Annotated in this window: 15 protein-coding genes; 10 read left to right on the top strand and 5 right to left on the bottom strand. The window is 72.8% G+C overall.

The window, feature by feature from the left end:
• Positions 1-125: 125 nt before the first annotated feature.
• Together VQ03_RS07715 and VQ03_RS07710 are read right to left on the bottom strand one after the other, a co-directional pair.
• Positions 126-965, bottom strand: coding sequence for a transporter substrate-binding domain-containing protein (locus tag VQ03_RS07715; RefSeq protein ID WP_048450294.1), 840 nt, complete (start codon positions 963-965; stop codon positions 126-128).
• Positions 962-2,098, bottom strand: a complete 1,137-nt coding sequence (locus VQ03_RS07710; protein ID WP_048450293.1) for a pyridoxal-phosphate dependent enzyme — start codon at positions 2,096-2,098, stop codon at positions 962-964. The genes VQ03_RS07715 and VQ03_RS07710 overlap by 4 nt, the downstream gene beginning before the upstream one ends.
• 82 nt (positions 2,099-2,180) lie before the next feature.
• Here VQ03_RS07710 and VQ03_RS07705 point away from each other — a divergent pair, with 82 nt between their 5' ends.
• From VQ03_RS07705 to VQ03_RS07685, 5 genes are all read left to right on the top strand, one after another.
• Positions 2,181-3,092, top strand: coding sequence for a LysR substrate-binding domain-containing protein (locus VQ03_RS07705; RefSeq protein WP_048450292.1), 912 nt, complete (start codon positions 2,181-2,183; stop codon positions 3,090-3,092).
• A 444-nt stretch (positions 3,093-3,536) separates the two neighbouring features.
• Positions 3,537-3,845 (top strand): cupin domain-containing protein, encoded by a 309-nt coding sequence (locus VQ03_RS07700; protein WP_048450291.1) that lies wholly within the window; start codon positions 3,537-3,539, stop codon positions 3,843-3,845.
• A 92-nt stretch (positions 3,846-3,937) separates the two neighbouring features.
• Positions 3,938-5,152: a 3-dehydroquinate synthase family protein gene (locus VQ03_RS07695; RefSeq protein ID WP_053078443.1), complete on the top strand. Its 1,215-nt coding sequence runs from the start codon at positions 3,938-3,940 to the stop codon at positions 5,150-5,152.
• A 3-nt stretch (positions 5,153-5,155) separates the two neighbouring features.
• On the top strand, positions 5,156-6,169 hold the full coding sequence (locus VQ03_RS30905) for an ROK family protein (RefSeq protein ID WP_053078442.1): 1,014 nt from the start codon (positions 5,156-5,158) through the stop codon (positions 6,167-6,169).
• The gene (locus VQ03_RS07685) at positions 6,166-7,374 is read left to right on the top strand and encodes a family 4 glycosyl hydrolase (RefSeq protein WP_167376063.1); all 1,209 of its coding nucleotides are present in this window, start codon (positions 6,166-6,168) and stop codon (positions 7,372-7,374) included. Before VQ03_RS30905 ends, VQ03_RS07685 begins: the two co-directional genes overlap by 4 nt.
• 73 nt (positions 7,375-7,447) lie before the next feature.
• Here the strand turns inward: VQ03_RS07685 and VQ03_RS07680 are convergent, their stop codons facing one another.
• Positions 7,448-8,689: a glycosyltransferase family 4 protein gene (locus VQ03_RS07680; protein ID WP_048450289.1), complete on the bottom strand. Its 1,242-nt coding sequence runs from the start codon at positions 8,687-8,689 to the stop codon at positions 7,448-7,450.
• Between the two features lie 289 nt (positions 8,690-8,978).
• On the opposite strand from VQ03_RS07680, the gene VQ03_RS07675 reads away from it, so the two are divergent.
• From VQ03_RS07675 to VQ03_RS07665, 3 genes are read left to right on the top strand one after another with little or no spacing between them, the layout of a single operon-like run.
• Positions 8,979-9,728, top strand: a complete 750-nt coding sequence (locus tag VQ03_RS07675) for a nucleotidyltransferase family protein (RefSeq protein ID WP_053078441.1) — start codon at positions 8,979-8,981, stop codon at positions 9,726-9,728.
• A 2-nt stretch (positions 9,729-9,730) separates the two neighbouring features.
• A complete protein-coding gene (locus tag VQ03_RS07670; RefSeq protein WP_053078440.1) occupies positions 9,731-10,723 on the top strand; it encodes an NAD-dependent epimerase/dehydratase family protein in 993 nt (330 codons plus the stop codon).
• A complete protein-coding gene (locus tag VQ03_RS07665; RefSeq protein ID WP_048450288.1) occupies positions 10,720-11,757 on the top strand; it encodes an NAD-dependent epimerase/dehydratase family protein in 1,038 nt (345 codons plus the stop codon). The genes VQ03_RS07670 and VQ03_RS07665 overlap by 4 nt, the downstream gene beginning before the upstream one ends.
• A gap of 52 nt (positions 11,758-11,809) precedes the next feature.
• On the opposite strand, the gene VQ03_RS07660 is transcribed toward VQ03_RS07665, so the two are convergent.
• A complete protein-coding gene (locus VQ03_RS07660; protein WP_048450287.1) occupies positions 11,810-12,526 on the bottom strand; it encodes a hypothetical protein in 717 nt (238 codons plus the stop codon).
• A gap of 404 nt (positions 12,527-12,930) precedes the next feature.
• Here VQ03_RS07660 and VQ03_RS07655 point away from each other — a divergent pair, with 404 nt between their 5' ends.
• Together VQ03_RS07655 and VQ03_RS07650 are read left to right on the top strand one after the other, a co-directional pair.
• Complete coding sequence (locus tag VQ03_RS07655) at positions 12,931-13,944, top strand: substrate-binding domain-containing protein (RefSeq protein WP_048450286.1); 1,014 nt, start codon at positions 12,931-12,933, stop codon at positions 13,942-13,944.
• Positions 13,945-14,215: 271 nt separating this feature from the next.
• Positions 14,216-15,340, top strand: coding sequence for an HPP family protein (locus VQ03_RS07650; RefSeq protein ID WP_083467838.1), 1,125 nt, complete (start codon positions 14,216-14,218; stop codon positions 15,338-15,340).
• Between the two features lie 209 nt (positions 15,341-15,549).
• Here the strand turns inward: VQ03_RS07650 and VQ03_RS07645 are convergent, their stop codons facing one another.
• On the bottom strand, positions 15,550-15,972 hold the full coding sequence (locus VQ03_RS07645; RefSeq protein WP_048450285.1) for a group III truncated hemoglobin: 423 nt from the start codon (positions 15,970-15,972) through the stop codon (positions 15,550-15,552).
• Positions 15,973-16,466: the final 494 nt, after the last annotated feature.

The raw sequence follows: 16,466 nt of genomic DNA, 5'->3' as shown, positions 1-16,466 counted from the left end.
GCAGGGCCGTTCGGGGGAAGAAGTGGCGTCGAAAATCCCCTCTCCCCGCGGGCGGGGAGCGGGGAAACCCGCGCCTTTTCGTATCCCCGGACATCCCTGCCCTTGTGGAGAGGAGGCTCGGGCCCTCAGCGCGCCGTCGGCTTCGGCTTGGTGAAGGCGTCGGCGTAGAACGGGCGCAGGTCGGCCGGCAGCCACTTGTCGACCCACTTCGTGTAGAGGCCTTCCGCCTTCATCCGGGCCAAAGCCGCATCGACGTAAGCGAGCCATTCGGGATCGTTCTTGCGCAGGCCCGCGGCGGCATCCGTGACCGCGAAAGCCTCGCCGACGAGGCGCAGGGACGGGTCCTTGGCGGCGACCACCACCAGCGTCGCGGCATCGTGCGTGTAGGCGTCGCCGCGGCCCTGCTTGAGCGCCTGGAGCGCGTCCGAGGCGGTGTTGAGCCGCAAGGTCTCGACCTTGGGCATAGTGTCCTCGAACCACTTCGCCTGGGTCGAGCCCTTGAGCATGATCACCGTCTTGCCGGCGACGTCGTCGAGCTTCCTGATCGGGCTGTCCTTGGCCACCAGCATGTCCGAGCCGCCCCAGCGATAGGGCTTCGAGAAGTCGATCACCCGGGCGCGCTCCGGCGTCACCCCGAGGGTGGCGAGCAGGATGTCGACCTTCTTGCCCATGAGCTGCGGGATGCGGTTCTCGGCGGTGACGCAGGTCAGCTCGATCTTGTCCGGGGCACCGAAGGCCCAGGCGGCGATCTGGATCGCCATGTCGGTCTCGATGCCCGAGAAATTCCCCGATTCGTCCTTGTAGCCGTAGGGCGGCTGGTCGCAGCGCACCCCGGCCCGCAGGACGCCCGCGGCCTGGATCGCCTTCGGCAGCGGCGGCAGCGCCTGGGCCGCCGCCGTGGAGAGGCCGGCGGCGAGAAGGGCCGCGGTGAGAGCGGATCGGGCGAGGTGCCGCAGCAAGGTCATCGGGTTCCCCTCTGGTCGAATGGAATCGTGGCGGCCGGCGCGTCCATCGCGCCCGCGCCGGAGCCGGTCAGCACCGCGACGGCGTGGCGGCCGGCGAGCGCACCCTCGGCGCCGAGCATGAACAGGGCCGCGACGCTCGACGCCGCAGCGAGCTCGGCGTGGAGGCCGGCCCGGCCGAGGCGTATTTGCGCGGCCCGCGCGGCCTCGTCGTCCACCACGATCGCCGTGCCGCGGCTCTCGCGCAGGGCGTGGAGCGCCTGGAAGGTCACCGTGTCGCCGCCGATCGAGAGCTGCGCCGTCCGGCCCGGAAACGACTCGCGGTAATCGGCCCCGGCGAGGACGCGGGCGAGGCGCGGGAACGGTTCGGCGGCAACGAGGCGCGGCATTCCGCGCCCGAGTTCCTGAAAGCCGAGCAGGAGCCCCGACAGCAGGTCGCCCCGGGCGCACGGCACCACGACGAGGTCGGGCAGGCCCTGCGCGGCGATCTCGGCGGCGAGCGTCTTGTAGCCCGCGATCCCGAACGGGTTGGTGCCCACCGCCGGGCGCCGGTAGTTCGTGGCGGCAAACGCGCCCTCGGCGGCCAGCCGCCCGACATGGTGCCAGCGTGCCGCGCTGTCCGCGACCTCGACCAGCCGGGCGCCGGTGGCGAGGATCGCCCGGCGGGCGCCTTCCGGCATGGCGGGGGTCGTGGCGATCTCCGCGCCCAAGCCCGCCCGCGCCGCATAGGCTGCGAGCGAGATACCGGCATTCCCGCTCGATGCGCCGACCACCAGCGGGGCGCCGCGCTCGCGCGCCCTCTCCAGGAGCTGGGCGCTCATCCGGTCCTTGTGCGAGCCGGTCGGGTTGCACCATTCGAGCTTCAGCGACAGCCGCCCCAGGCCCGCCGCCGCGGCAAGGTCCGGCGCCTCGATCTGCGGTGTTCCACCCTCTCCCAGCGTGATGCCGTCGGCATAGGGCAGGACGATCCGGCCCGGTGCTGCACTGCGGTAGACGAGACGCAGGTTCGCCGCATGTCCCTCGGCCGCGCAGCGCGGACACCCGTCGTCGACATCTCCGACGGGGAGCGCGAAATCGCAGCGCAGGCAGGACATCCCGCTCGGGTACTGCGTCTGTACGGCGCGTTGCTCGACCATGACGAGCAGTGTGCGAGGCTTGCGCTATCTGGTCAAATGCTGGTTTTTGCGCATGCTATTCACCGATGATATGGGGTGGTGCATGAACCTGAGGCAGGTTGAGGCTTTCCGCGTCGTGATGCTGCGCGGATCGATGACGGCGGCGGCACAGGCCCTGCGCACCTCGCAGCCGAGCGTCAGCCGGCTCATCGCGGACCTCGAATCGGCGACCGGCCTCACCTTGTTCGAGCGCCAGGCCGGGCGCCTGCGCCCGACCGACGAGGGGCTGTCCTTCTACCGCGAGGTCGAGCGCAGCTTCCTGGGCCTCGAGAACCTGGCCCAGGTCGCGCGCGACATCCGGGTCTTCGGCAGCGGGCGCCTGCGGGTCGCCGCGATGCCCGTGATGGCGCTCGGCTTCATCCCGCGCTGCATCCGCCGCTTTCGCGACCAGTTCCCGAACGTCGCGATCTCCCTGCAGATGGGCAGCGACGGCACGGTGATGCGCTGGATGTCGGCGTCCTATTGCGACATCGGCTTCATGGCGAACGTCGTCGAGACGCCGTTCATCGAGTACCGGCCCCTCTACACGATCGCCGGCCTGTGTGCCCTGCCCCCGGGTCACCGGCTGGCGGAGCGCGCTGTCATCGTGCCGGAGGACCTGGAAGGCGAACACTTCATCTCCCTGTCCCTGGAGGACGGCGCGCGGACCCGGGTCGACCGCGCCTTCGAGGCCGCCGGGATCCGCCGCCAGCTGATGCTGGAGACGCCGTTCGGGGCGACCATCTGCGCCCTCGTCGAGCAGGGACTCGGGATCGGCATCGTGAACCCGATCGCGGCCGACGATTATCGCCGCAGCGGCATCGCCTTCCGGCCGTTCCGGCCCGAGATCCCGTTCCACGGCCACGCCCTGTTCCCGAGCCGCCACCTCAACAACCCGCTGATCGACGGATTCCTCGCCGTCGTGCGCGAGGAGCTGGCCGTCTACGAGACGACGGCGACCGGGCTGCTGGCGTGACGGCAACGGGCCGGCGGCTCAGCCTGCCGGCAGGATCGGGGGACTTCGACGGGATCGCGCGTCGTCGTCCCGGCCGGCGAACGCGCAGGCGGCCGTGAATGCCGGCCATCCTGAAGCGGCAGGGTCGGATGACCAGCACCCGATGGCCGAGCGCCCCGATCTCTCCGGGCATCCGGAGCGCGCGCGCAGGGCAGGCGAAGTACAGCGCTTCGCTCTTCGCCCCCTGCCCATCGGACCCGCTCATCCCAAAGGATCAAGCACGGGCACGATTGAATTACTGTTTCGACGTCATCGCCAAAGGCATGCTCCACAGCCTGCCGACGAAAAATATCGGCAAAACATCGGCGATCGGGGCGTCAGTCAATGGAAAGATGCGATGTCTCTGAAGATCGCCACTACTCCTTTTCCGACACGGTGCTCGAAGAGGTCAGGGCGCATGGAGCAATGCGGTCGATCCTGACGAGCCGCGTCGTCGGCGCGACTGGCAGCGTCAACTTCATCGACTTGACCGTCGTTCCGTCAGGCAGCGACATCGGCGTGCACACGCATGCCGACGACAACGAGGAGATCTACGTCGTCGTCTCCGGCACCGCGACGATGATGGTCGATGGTCGACGCATCGCGGTGTCGGCCGGGGACGTCGTCGTCAACCGTCCCGGAGGGACGCACGGCCTCTGGAACACCGGTGCCGAGGAGCTTCGCCTCGTCGTGATCGAGGTTCCGGTGGGAGCGCGCGGCCGAGCCGGGTCGTGACATCCGCGTCGGGCCGCGCCCCGACACCCGCCTGCCTCGCGCCGAAGGCCGGGCGCGCAGGCGATCCCCCCTCTCTGAAGGATGCCCACACGATGGCCATGGCCCTGCGCGATTCTGGACTGGAGACCCCGCAGGTGTCTCTCGCTGCGGCGACTCGCCGGACGGCTTACGAAGTCGTGTTCCAGGACGGGGCGGCCGCGAGCGCGCTCCAGTCGCTCCGGCCCTGGACCGCCGGGCAGGATTTTCTGGTCGTCACGACGCCGACCGTGCAGGCCCTGCACGGGGACGCCCTGGCCGTCCTGGACCCGACCGGCCGGCGGATTCTCGTGCTCGCCTGCACGGAGGCCGGCAAGACCGTGACGCAGGTCGAGCACGTCTGCCGCCGGGCCCACGCACTCGGCCTGGGCCGCGGCGGCGTGCTCCTGGCGGTCGGGGGTGGGGTCTGCAGCGACATCGCCACGGTCGCCGCCTCCTGGCTGCGGCGCGGCATCCGGCACGTCCGGGTGCCGACCACCCTCGTCGGGCAGGTCGATGCGGGGCTCGGCTACAAGGGCGCGGTCAACTTCGACGGGCACAAGAGCTATCTCGGGTGTTTCCATGCGCCCGCCCACGTGCTGATCGCCCCGGACTTCCTGCGCACGCTGCCGGCCCGGCACCAGCGGGAGGGCTTCGCCGAGATCGTCAAGATCGCCATCGTCTGCGACCCCGACCTCCTGAACCTGGTGGACCGGCACGCCGAGGAGCTGGTCCGGACGAGCTTCGCCACGCCCCGGGCGGCGGGCCGCGCGATCGTGTGGCAGTCGGCCCTGCTCATGCTGCAGGAACTCGCGCAGAACCCCTACGAGGACCAGGGCTACGAGCGCCTGGTGGATTTCGGGCATACGTTCAGCCCGCTCCTCGAAGCCGATTCCGCCCATCGCCTGTCGCATGGCGAAGCCGTGGCGATCGACATGGCGCTGACCATGGCCCTCTCGGCGGAACTCGGCCTGGTCGCGCCGGCATCCCGGAACCGGATCCTCTCCCTCCTGCGGCGGCTCGGCCTCCCGACCGATTCGCCGCTGCTCACCCCCGAGCTCTGCCGGCGCGCGCTGGAGCAGGCCGCGCTCCACCGCGGAGGACGGCCCAACCTGGTCCTGCCGACCGACCTCGGCCCATCCCGCTTCCTGCAGGCGGCCGACGCCGTCGGGCCGGACATGATCGTCCGGGCGCTGCAGGCCCTCGCGCCTCCCCCCGGGATTCCGGGGCCGGTGAGCCTTGCCCGCCCGGGTCTTCGCGCCGCCGGCAGCCTCAACCTGGCCGGATCCTGAGCGATGGGAGCGCCCGACGCGCAGGCCCTGGTCTTCGATATCGGCGGCACCATGACCCGGGCCGGGCTCTATGATCTCGCTGCGGGACGGCTCCTGCGCACGGAGCGGGCGGCGACGCCGTCCATCTCCGCCGGCGCCTCCGAGCCCGGCCCGGGGCTGCGCACCCGCCTCTACGACCTCATGGAGCGCCTCGCCGCGCGCCTCGGCGCCGACGCCCCCGACCGCATCGTCGTCGGCTTCCCCGGCCCGGTGGACGAAGGCGGGGTCGCCCTGCGCGCGCCGACCGTCTGGGGGACGCAAGCGGATCCCGAGCCGGTGGCGGCGCGGGTGAAGGCGATCTGGCCGGGGGTGCGGATCCGGGTGGTCAACGACCTGAGCGCGGCCGGATACGGCTTCCTCCGTCACGATCGCGACGATGCCTGCATCGTGACGGTCAGTTCCGGGATCGGCCACAAGGTGTTCCTCGACGGGCGGCCCGCCGTCGGCCCGGCCGGACGCGGCGGCGAGATCGGCCACCTGCGGGTCGACTTCTCCGACGAGGCACCGCTCTGCGAATGCGGCGCACGGGGGCATCTCGCCGGCCTCGCCTGCGGGCGGGCCGTGCCCGATCAGGCCCTGCGCCTGGCCTGCCGCGATCCCGGCGCCTTCGCGCGCTCGTCCCTGGCCGCGCCGGTCGCCGGCCGGGCGGCGCGCGTCGATTCCCACCTCGTCGCCAGGACCTTCCGGGCCGGCGATCCCTGGTCGGCGGCGCTGGTGGGGGCGCTCGCCGCGCCGCTCGGCCGGGCGCTCGCCGGCATCCACGCCGCCGTGGGCGTCGAGCGCTTCGTGATCATGGGCGGCTTCGCGCAGGCCCTCGGCCCCGCCTACCTCGCGCAGGTCGGGCAGGCCGCCGCGGCGAGCACCTGGGACCTCGGCCAGGACTGGGGGCGGATGCTGGAACTCGGGGAGATGGGCGACGATGCCGGGCTGATCGGCGCCGGCCGCCTCGCCGCGCGTGAATGGGGCGGACCCGCGTGACCGGACACCTTGCCGTGCTCGGCGGCGGCACGCCCTACACGGCCGCCCTCGCCGACGCCCTCGCGGACCGGGAACCGGCCGTGCCACCCGGCGCCCTGGTGCTGGCCGGGCGGGATCGGGAAGCCCTCGACGCGGTCGGACGCTACGTGCGCGGCCGCCTCGCGCCCCTCGGCTGGACCACCGCCTGGACGACCGACGCCCGGGCGGCCCTGCGCGGGGCCGGGATCGTCATCCACCAGATCCGCTACGGCGGGATCGCGGGCCGGCAGCGGGACGAGGATCTGGCGCAGGCCTGCGGCCTCGTGGCGGACGAGACCCTCGGGCCCGGCGCGCTCCAGGCCGCCCTGCGCCTGCGCGACCCCCTGGCCGAGACCTGCCGCGCCCTGGTGGAGGAATGCCCGGATGCGGTGGTGCTCAACCTGACCAATCCGCTGAGCCTGACCACCGCCCGCATGATCCGGGCCGGCGTCACGCGCTGCGTCGGCCTGTGCGAGCTGCCGCGCGTGACCCTGGCGGCGGCAGCGGCCGTGCTGGGGGAGGACCCGGCACGGGCCTGCTGGGCCTATGCGGGCCTGAACCACCGCGGCTTCATCGTGCGGCTGGAATGGGACGGGGTCGACCGCATCCCCGACCTCGCCCGCAGGCTCGGCACGGACACCCTCGACGGGATCCGGGCGGACGAGATCGCCGCCCTGCACGCCGTCCCCACCAAGTACTTCCGCCTCATGCGGTCCGCGGCGCCCGCTCCCGAACGGGGCCGCGCCGCGTTCCTGGCGGGGCTCCGCACCCGGCTCCTGGAGGAGCTGCGCGCCGATCCCGGCCGGTCGCCGCCGAGCCTCCGGACCCGCGACATGGCCTGGTACCCGCACGCCGTCGTCCCGGCGATCGAGGCGCTCCGCTCCCGGCGGCCGGTGCTGTGCGAGCTCAACGCCCTCGCCGCCTCGGGCGTCGTCGAGGAGGGGCGCGCGCGCGTCGATGCGGCAGGTTCGGGGCCCCTGCTCCCGGCCCCGGCCCCCGCTCCGGTCGAGACCTGGCTCGCCGCCTTCCGCGACCACGAACGGTGCCTGCTCGACGCGCTGGAGCAGCCGAGCCTGTCGTCGGTTCGCCGGGCGCTGGAGGCCGACCCCCTGATCCCGGCCGACAGGGCCGAGGCCTGCGCCACCCTCGTCTGGGCGGGCCGGCAGGACGAGGTCGCGGCCCCGTAGCCGGCGGAATGCGGCCCCGATCCTGCCCTTCCGAGAGCCGGCCCCTCTGGACCGGCCCCTCGAGGCCGCGGCCCTACGCGGCCTGCGCGACCCGGCTGCGCGGCGAGGCGTGGACCTGCTCGAACAGATCCTCGATGCGGCCCGCCATGACGCGTGACGTGTAGCCGGCCTGGTAGCGCGCGTGGGCGTTGCGCCCGAGGCGCGCCGCCTCCTCGGGCTGCCGGAGAAGGCGCAGCAGCGCCTCGGAGAGCAGGCCCGCATCGCTCCGGGGCAGCACGATCCCGGTCTCGCCGTCGAGGATCAGCTCGTGGATGCCGCCAACCCGGGTGGTCACCGCCGGCTTGCCGACCGACATGCCCTCGAGGAGCGCGATCGGGGAGGAATCGAGCAAGGTCGGGTGGGCGTGGATGTCGACGAGCGGCCAGACGTCGCCGACGGGCCCCGGATAGGGGACCAGGCGGATACGGTCGCCCATCCCGGACGCCGCGATCATCTGCACGAGCCGGTCCCGGTGGTCCAGGCCCTCCTGGTTGTAGGACGGGTAGCCGCACAGGAGGAGGAACGCCTCCGGCACCTCGGCCATGATCCGGCTCGCCGCGTCCAGCAGGAGCTCCTGGCCCTTGTAGGGCTGGATGCGGGCGATTTGCCCGATCACCGTCGCCCCGGCCGGAATGCCGAGCTCGGCCGCGACCTCCTGCGCCGGGCGGGCCGCCCGCGGCGGCTCGATCCCGTTGGGAACGCAGTAGCCGGGAGGCGCGAACAGCATCCACCGGCGCATCGCGTCCAGGCAGGTCTGGGAATCGCAGACGACCGCGTCGACGAGGCCGTAGACACCCCGGAACAGATGCCAGGCCGGCGAGCGCGGGCCGGCATGCTTGACCTGCGGGAAGTAGTTCGTCGACACGACCGCCTTCGTGCCGGCGAGCTTGGCGGCCAGGGCCGCCACCACGGTGCCGGTATCGCCCCGCCCGTCCACCACGTCGATCTCCCGCTCGCGCAGCAGACGCGCGGTCCGCTGCACGAACCGGGCGAAGCCCTGCATCTTGCCGAGCTGGCGGTCGGCCGCCGAGGCGTCCCGCAGGCGCTGGAAGCCGTAGGGCAGGCCGAGATCGATCAGGGGGACGTCGAGGGCCGCGAACCGGTGCCGGATCGGGCCCCAGAGATCATCCATCTCTCGCGAGGCGCCGCAGCCGCTGATCACCAGGTGATCGAACCGGTCGGAATCCCGGGCCGCCAGATAGGCGAGCAGACGGTTCTCGTCGCCCCCGATATGCAGGAACGGGACGATCGTCGCGACTTTCAACCGGCGCGGCATGGGCGCTCCTCTGATCGGGCGTGCGGGAGGATGCGGTCAGCTTTCCCCCCATGCATCCGGCTCGCAATCGCTCCCAATGGCACCGCACGCGCCGAACGGCTGAGCCTGCCTCCCCTCTTCGGGCATCCCGGATCGGCCGTCCGCGCCGGATCGCCCTCTCCCTTGGGAACGGCGCGGCCGTGCCCCGACGCCGAAAGGACGTCGGGTGCGGCCGCCAGCGCCGGCCTATCCTGACGGGCGACCCCGGGTCCGCGGCAGGACCCGGGCGGGAGCGAGCGCGGAGTGGACGATGCCGAGCGATGCGGCGGGCCTCATCATGGCGGGCGGGACGGGCGAGCGGATGCGACGCTCGGGCAGCGCCGTGCCGAAGCCCCTGGTCGCCGTGGCCGGCAGGCCCTTGCTCGAGTGGAACCTGCTGGCGCTCCTGCGGGCGGGCCTCGGCGAGATCCACGTCTCGGTCTCGGCGGCGGACGGAAGGGTGCGGGACTTCGCACGGTCGCGCTGCGCGGACCTCGCGGGGCGGCACGGCGCGCGCTTCGCGGTCATCGAGGAGCCGCAGCCTCTCGGATCCATCGGTGCGGCGGCCTGCGTGGCTGGCTCCTTGGCGGGGTCCCCGGCGCGGCGCGGCGACATCGTGGCGGTCAATGCCGACAACCTGACCAGCCTCGACCTGCGCGCCATCCTGGCCGCCCACCGGGCCGACGGCGCCGCCCTCACCCTGGCGGTCCACGACGAGCCGTTCACCATCCCCTACGGCCAGGTCACCCTGGAGGGGAGCCGCGTCGTCGCCTACCGGGAGAAGCCGAGCTTCCCCGTGCGCATCTGCAGCGCCGTCTCGGTGCTCGGGCCCGAGGCCGTGCACGCCATCGCCCCCGGGGAGTCGATCGGGCTGCCCGCCCTCGCGAACCGTCTCCTGCAGGCCGGCGCGGCGGTCCGTGCCTTCCATCACGCGGCGCCCTGGATCGACGTGAACGACCTCGCCGCCCGGGAACGGGCGGAGGCGCTGGTGAGCCGCTTCGCCGACGGGTTCGCGGCCTGAGGATGCCCGATCCGCAGCTCCCGTCCGGGGCCTCCTCGCCGGCCTCCGCCTTCCCTGCCCCGTGCCGGCGGCTGGAGGGGCGCATCGTGGCGGTGACCGGCGGCGGCGGCTTCATCGGCTCCCGGCTGCTGCGGGCGCTGCACCGGGCGGGCGCCACCGTCCGCACGCTCGTCGGGCCGCCGGGCGCCGCGGCGGTGGCGCCGCCCGCCGGGATCGCGGCGTGGCACGGCGAGATCGACGATCCGGCCGTCCTGGCACCCGTGCTGCGCGACGCGACGCTCGTCCTGCACCTCGCCGGGCCCCGGTCCGTCGCGGCCTCCTTCGGCGCGGCGGCGGCCTATGCCCGCATCCACGCCGCCGGCACCGCGGCGGTGGTGGAGGCCTGCGCGGGAGCCGGAGCGGCCCGGCTGATCTACGTGTCGTCGGCGGAGGTCTATGGCCAGCCCGAGCGGAACCCCGTCGGCGAGGAGGCGCCGCTCGCGCCGCGCTCCCCCTATGCCACCGCCAAGGCCGAGGCCGAGGCCTTCGTCCGGGCCGGCGCCGCGGCGGGCGGGTTCGAAGCGGTGATCGTCCGCCCGTTCAGCGTCTACGGGCCCGGCATGGCGCCCGACACGCTGCTCGGCACGCTCGTGGACCGGGCGCGGTCCGGTGATCCGGTCGAGGTGTTCGACCCTCGCCCGGTCCGCGATTACTGCCACGTCGACGACGTCGTGGCGGCGCTGGTGGCGTGCTGCGGCGCCGCGCTCCCGGAGCCGACGCGGACCTACAACCTCGCCAGCGGCCTCGGCCTGCCGGTCGAGGAGCTGGCCTGGCGCGTGCTCGCCCTGGCCGGGCGGACCGACGCGCCCCGTGTCGCACAGGAATCCGACCGCCCGCGAAGCGCCGACATCCTCGCCCTCGTCGGGGACCCGGCGAGGGCCGCCCGCGAGCTGGGCTGGCACGCCGCCACGCCCCTCGACCACGGCCTGTCCGCGATGCTGCGGAGGAATCCATGACAGCCCGCATCATGATCACCGGCGCACAAGGCTTTCTCGGCCGCTATCTCGCCGCGGAGTGGCTGGCGGCCGAGCCCGGCGCCGTCATCCTCGGCCTCGGCCGCTCCCCCGCCCTGCCCGGCACCTTCACGCATGAGGTCCACTGGGGGGAGGCGGCGCTGCCGGCGCCCCTGCCCCCGGGCCTCGTCCGGATCCTGGCAACCCCCCGCTACGCATACCGGGCGATCGACATCGGCGACGGTTCCGGCCTCGCCCGGACGATCCGGGAGTTCCGCCCCGACCTCGTGGTGCATCTGGCCGCCGCCCTGCGGGACGACCCGCCGGACCGGCTCGTGAGCACGAATATCGGCGGTGTCGTCTCCCTCCTGGGCGCGCTCCGGGCGTCCGGGGTGATGCCGCGAAAGGTCGTCCTCGGCTCGTCCGGCTCGGTCTACGGCTGGGAGGCCGGGCGCGAGCCCCCGTTCGGCGAGGATGCCCGCTGTGCACCTGCCGACCCCTACGCCGCCACCAAGCGGGCGGCGGAGGAATTGGGGCGCATCCTGGCGGAGGCGGCCTGCCTGCCGGTGGTGTGGGGCAGGATCTTCAACCCGGTCGGCGCCGGGCAGGACGAGCGCCACCTCTGCGGCTGGCTCGGCCGGCAGATCGCGGAGGCCGGAGCCGGGCTGCGAGCCCCCCGCGTCGAGGTGGGATCGCTCGACACCACCCGGGACTACATCGACGTCCGGGACGTCTCCGGCGCCTTGCGCGTCCTGGCCGCCCACGGCGAGCCGGGACGCGCCTACAACGTGGCGTCCGGCCGCGAGACCAGCGGCGAGGAGATTTTCGCGATGCTCGTCGCGCTCGGCGACCTGGCCGCCCCGGTCGAGATCGCCCGGCGACCGGGGCGGCGGGGAGACATCGCCCGCAGCTTCGCCGATGCGAGCCGCCTCGCGGCGCTGGGGTACCGGCCGCGCCACACGCTGCGCGACAGCCTGGCCGAGGTGCTGGCCTATTACCGCATGTCCGTCGCGGCGGCGCACGCCTCACCCGCCTGACCGGACGGGCCGTCCGCTCATGGCGGGGCGAGCATCGCTCCCGGCGGCGGCGTCACCGCAGCGGCAGCACGCGGACCCGCCGCTGTTCGGCCAGGCGCGACGGGGTCCCGAGTTCCTGGGTGAGCCCGATTTCCTGCAAGCCGGCGAGGGCCGCGATGATCTTGACGTGGCTGGTCTTGGTGAGACCCGAGGCGGTGTCGACGTCGAGGAACACGACGCCGTCGCGGTCGCTCCCCTGCGCGCTCAGCCAGATATAGGTCTTCAGCACCGCCAGGTTCGGCGCCTGCCGGCAGGTGAGGCCGTGCAGCGCCGCGATCCGGGCGCCGGCCTGCGGCGCGCGACGGACGGATGCCGCGGCTTTGGACGGGCGCAGGCCGGTCAAGCGATAGGCGATCGTCCCGCCCTGCCGGTCGCCGCAGGTCGTGACGAGGCCCTGGTCGAGGAGGGCCTTCTTGCCCGCGCAGATCAGCGGGTCCGAGAGGCCGCACAGCGCGGTGGTCCGCTCGTAGGACAGGAGGATCGGCGACGGCTCGCCGGCGGCCGAGGTCGCGTCCTGGTTGACGACCAGGGTCAGGTAGAGCTTGAGCGCCGCGATCGAGCGCCCGAGATAGCCGGCATCGCCCCGAAAGGCGCGCAGGCCCCCCTCGTGGATCCAGTCCGCCGGCATCGGAAACGCCCTGCCCTCCTGCGCCCGCGCCAGGGTCACCGATGCCGGCAGGACCGGCCGGGCGCGCACCGGGATCGGGTGGAGAAGCTCCGGCTGCATCATGCGGTCCTCGCGTCCCTCGGGCCTCGCCCGGAAACGGCGTCCCGGCGAAAGCCATCGACGCGTCTCGCGGCATGAGCGAGTTCATCGGCGGTACGATGCCATTACGATCGCATCAATAGGAAGATTGCTTCCAGTACGACTCGCGGCTCGTGCTCGCAGAGTCATCGGGGCAGCGCGCGGCAAATCGCACGAGTCCTCTCCTTTTCCGGACAACCGGGCCCGATCCGGGCCGTCCGTTGCGCCGGTCCGGGACCTGCGCCGGACGTCCCGCCGAGCCCCGGCGCAGGGTGGCGCGGCCCTCGCCGTCCATCCGCGCACGGATTTCATGCTAAGCGACATGGACGGCACGCCTCGCGGGCGCGGCTCGTGCGCGGCGGTCGAGAGGACGCTACGGTGCGCCGATCATGACGACACCTGCCGATGAAGCGCCGGTGGTCGAGCTCGGGCTCGGCGGTTTCCTGCGGATCGGACGGGCGCGCATCGCCGTTGCCGAGATCTTCGCGCTTCTGCGGGCCATCGCCCAGACCCGCTCGGTTCAGGGCGCCGCCGTCGAGATCGGCCTGTCCTATCGCGCCGTCTGGGAGCGCGTGCGGGCGCTCGAAGCGGATATCGGCCACCAGCTCGTGCGCAAGACCCGCGGCCACGGCACCACGCTCACCGAGACCGGTGCCGCCCTGCACGATGCCCTGTCGGGCGCCGCCGAGGGCCTGTCCCTGCCGCTCGCCCGCGAGGCGCGGGTGATGCAGGCTCGCCTCGCCCCCCTGCTCACCGTCTCCCGTCGCCTCGGCCTGGCGGCGAGCCACGACCCCCTGCTGATGGAGGTGCTGGCGGAGTGGAGCGGGGCCGAGGTCGCGGTGATGGGCAGCCGCGACGCGGTGATCCGGCTGATGGACGGGCGCGCCGACGCGGCCGGCTTCCATTGCGGGGCGATCGGACCGGCGGCGGCCGGCCCGCCGTTTTCCGACCTCGTTGCCGACCCGGCATTCCGGGTCCGTTCGCTGTTCGAGCGCGAGCAGGGCTTCCTGGTGGCCCCCGGCAACCCGCTCGCGCTTCGCAGCCCGGCCGATCTGCGACTGACGAAAGCCCGATTCGTCAACCGGCAGAAGGGGTCCGGCACCCGGGCCTGGTTCGACCGGCTGCTTACCGAGACCGGAATCCGGCCCGACGAGATCGTCGGCTACGATCTCGAGGAATTCACCCACCAGGCGGTGGCGGCGGTGATCGCCTCGGGCGCGGCCGATGCGGGCCTGGGGGCCCGCGCGGCGGCGGAACGCTTCGGCCTCGGCTTCATCTCGGTCGGCTGGGAGGTCTACTGCCTCGCCGCCAGTGCATCGCTGCCGGGAGAAGGGCTCGACCGGGTCCAGGCGATGCTGGGCACGCGGGTCGGGGCGGTTCCGGGGTACCGGTTGCCGGGGTGAGCAGTCTTCCGGGTGAGAGCCTGGATCGACGACCGCGGATCGACGACGGCATGTGGGCGGATGAGGCGGGATTTTTCTCTTGCCGCGGTGCCCGGTGCCGGCCGGGAGCAGGACGCGGCGGCCGGGCGAGCCATCGATTGCCGACATGACGGGCATCATGCCCAGAATGTTTGCAAGCCGAAGCCTGGCGCTTAGAGGTACCCGCCATCGGCCTCGAGCGGCAGCGCCGCCACGCCGCGCAGCTTCAAGGGGTTCAGTCAGCATGAGGGGGATGTCCCGGATCGTCGGGTCCATGCGCTCGGGCGGCAAGAGGTGGGGCAATTGGCAGCTCAAGCCGATGCTCCCGGGCGCGACCCTCCGCGAGCGTCTCGTCGCCTGCCTGGGCGCCCTGGTCGGCATCGCGCTCACCGGCCTGATCAGCGGCTGGATCGTCGGCAAGGGGCCACATATACCGATGATCGTCGCGCCCATGGGCGCAAGTGCCGTGCTGCTCTTTGCTGTCCCCGCCAGCCCGCTGGCGCAGCCCTGGTCGATCATCGGCGGGAACACGCTCTCGGCCCTCATCGGGGTGACCGCCGCCCACCTTATCCCCGACCCGGTGGCAGCGATCGGCGTCGGGGTGTCCGTCGCCATCGCCGTCATGTCGCTCACCCGCTGCCTTCACCCGCCCGGCGGTGCGGCGGCGCTCACCGCGCTCATCGGTGGTCCGGCGGTCACCTCCTCCGGGTTCCTGTTCCCGTTCGTGCCTGTCGGTCTCAACTCGCTCGTTCTGGTGGGCCTCGGCATCGTCTTCCACCGGCTGGCCCGCCGCCAGTATCCCCATAGGCCGGCCGCGACACCGGCCAACACCCACGGCACCGCGGACCTGCCCGCTCCCCTGCGGGTCGGGTTCCGCGCCGGAGACCTCGACGCGGCGCTGCTCACGCTCGACGAAACACTCGACATCGATCGTGCCGACCTGGACCGGCTGCTGCGCGAGATCGAGTACAAGGCGCTCGCGCGGTCCCACGGCGCGCTGACCTGCGCCGACATCATGTCCCGCGACGTCGTCACGATCGGGATGCACGAGCGGGTCGAACGGGCGCGCGAGCTTCTCTTCCAGCACGATATCCGCACGCTGCCCGTCGTGGACGCGGCCGACCGCCTCGTGGGAACGGTCGGGCTGCGCGAGCTGATCCTCCGCTCGATGGGCGACATCGCCCAGGCGATGTCCGCGGCCAGGACCGCCGGGCCGGACGAGCCCGCGTTGGTCCTGGTCCCGGCGCTCACGGATGGCCGTACCCACGCCGTCGTCGTGACGGCGCCGGATCGCCGCGTGCTCGGGATCGTGACCCAGACCGACATGCTCGCGACCCTGGCCCGGGCCGCCACCACGCAGGCTCTGCTGCCACCTTGAGCACCGGGCCGAGCACGGGACCGGGAGACCTCTCGCCGCGCCCGTCCCCAAGCCGCAGCCCCTTGCAGGAGGCGCCGGACTCGCGGGCCCGTTCGTTGCATGGGGGCTCCGTGCTGCGGACAGCACGTCCGCCGGGATGACGCCCATGCCCGACACTTCCCCGGCCCTCCACCTCCTGCATGCCGCCCTCATGGTGGCGAGCATGATGCTCACTTGGCAGGTGTATCTCCTCCGGAACCGGTAGCGGCGGCTGCCGCCGCGTCGGGGAGGAAGAACAAACCGGCTTGAAGGCTGGCGCCGATCCGCTCGGCCCGCTCCTGCAGGGCGGCCGCATCGTCCGGGAGGAAGCGCGTCGCAGCCGTCTCCCGGAACAAGTCGAGCCAGCGCGCGAAATGCTCGGGTCGCAGGATGCCGAGCGCCTGGTGCCTGCCGAAGGGATTGCCCTTGTAGCGCCCCGTCTTGAACAGGACCGAAGACCAGAACGCCTCGACCGTCGCCATGTGGTGCGGCCAGTCCGCGTCCGGGATCGCAGCGGCGAAGACCGGCCCGATGAGCAGGTCGCTGCGGACGCGTCCGTAGAAAGCCGCCAGGAAAGGGGCGAGGCTGCTGTCGTCCAGGGTCGTACGGGTCATGCCCGTCAGATGCCAACCGGCTCGGGCCACTGCAAGGGATGCGGACGGGGTCCCGGTATCTCGGCTGGTGCGAGCCGCACGTCTCGGTGTCGCGACTCTTCAATACGGGCGGCGCTCCAGGGAGTGACCCCGCACACGCAGCGCAGCGAACCGGTCCCGCAGGTCGTCGATGCGCACGGCTGATGATGCGCTGCCCTTGAACGGAGTTCACGCATACCCATCTCGGGTACAAGCCGGCCGCGGAGGCTGGGGCAGTCCATCTGCCCCGCCTCCCGTCGCCCCGGCCGCGATCCTCCGGATCCCGGCCGTGTTGACAGGCGAGCCGGCTACCCTTAGACAGCCGCTCACCGACGGGGCGCCGAGACGAACGGCCTGCCTCGCAGGACTTCCTCAGAGAAGGGCAAGCAAGGGCCGGGGCAACCCGGCGCGGCTTTCTGGTCTCTCAGACATGAGATCCGGTTCACACTGGATCAGCTCTTTGACAAGTTCATCTG

The organism is Methylobacterium tarhaniae, from assembly GCF_001043955.1.
Classification (GTDB): Bacteria; Pseudomonadota; Alphaproteobacteria; order Rhizobiales; family Beijerinckiaceae; genus Methylobacterium; species Methylobacterium tarhaniae.
Note: the sequence above shows the minus strand (reverse complement) of the source record. Positions and strands in the feature narration are given on the sequence as shown.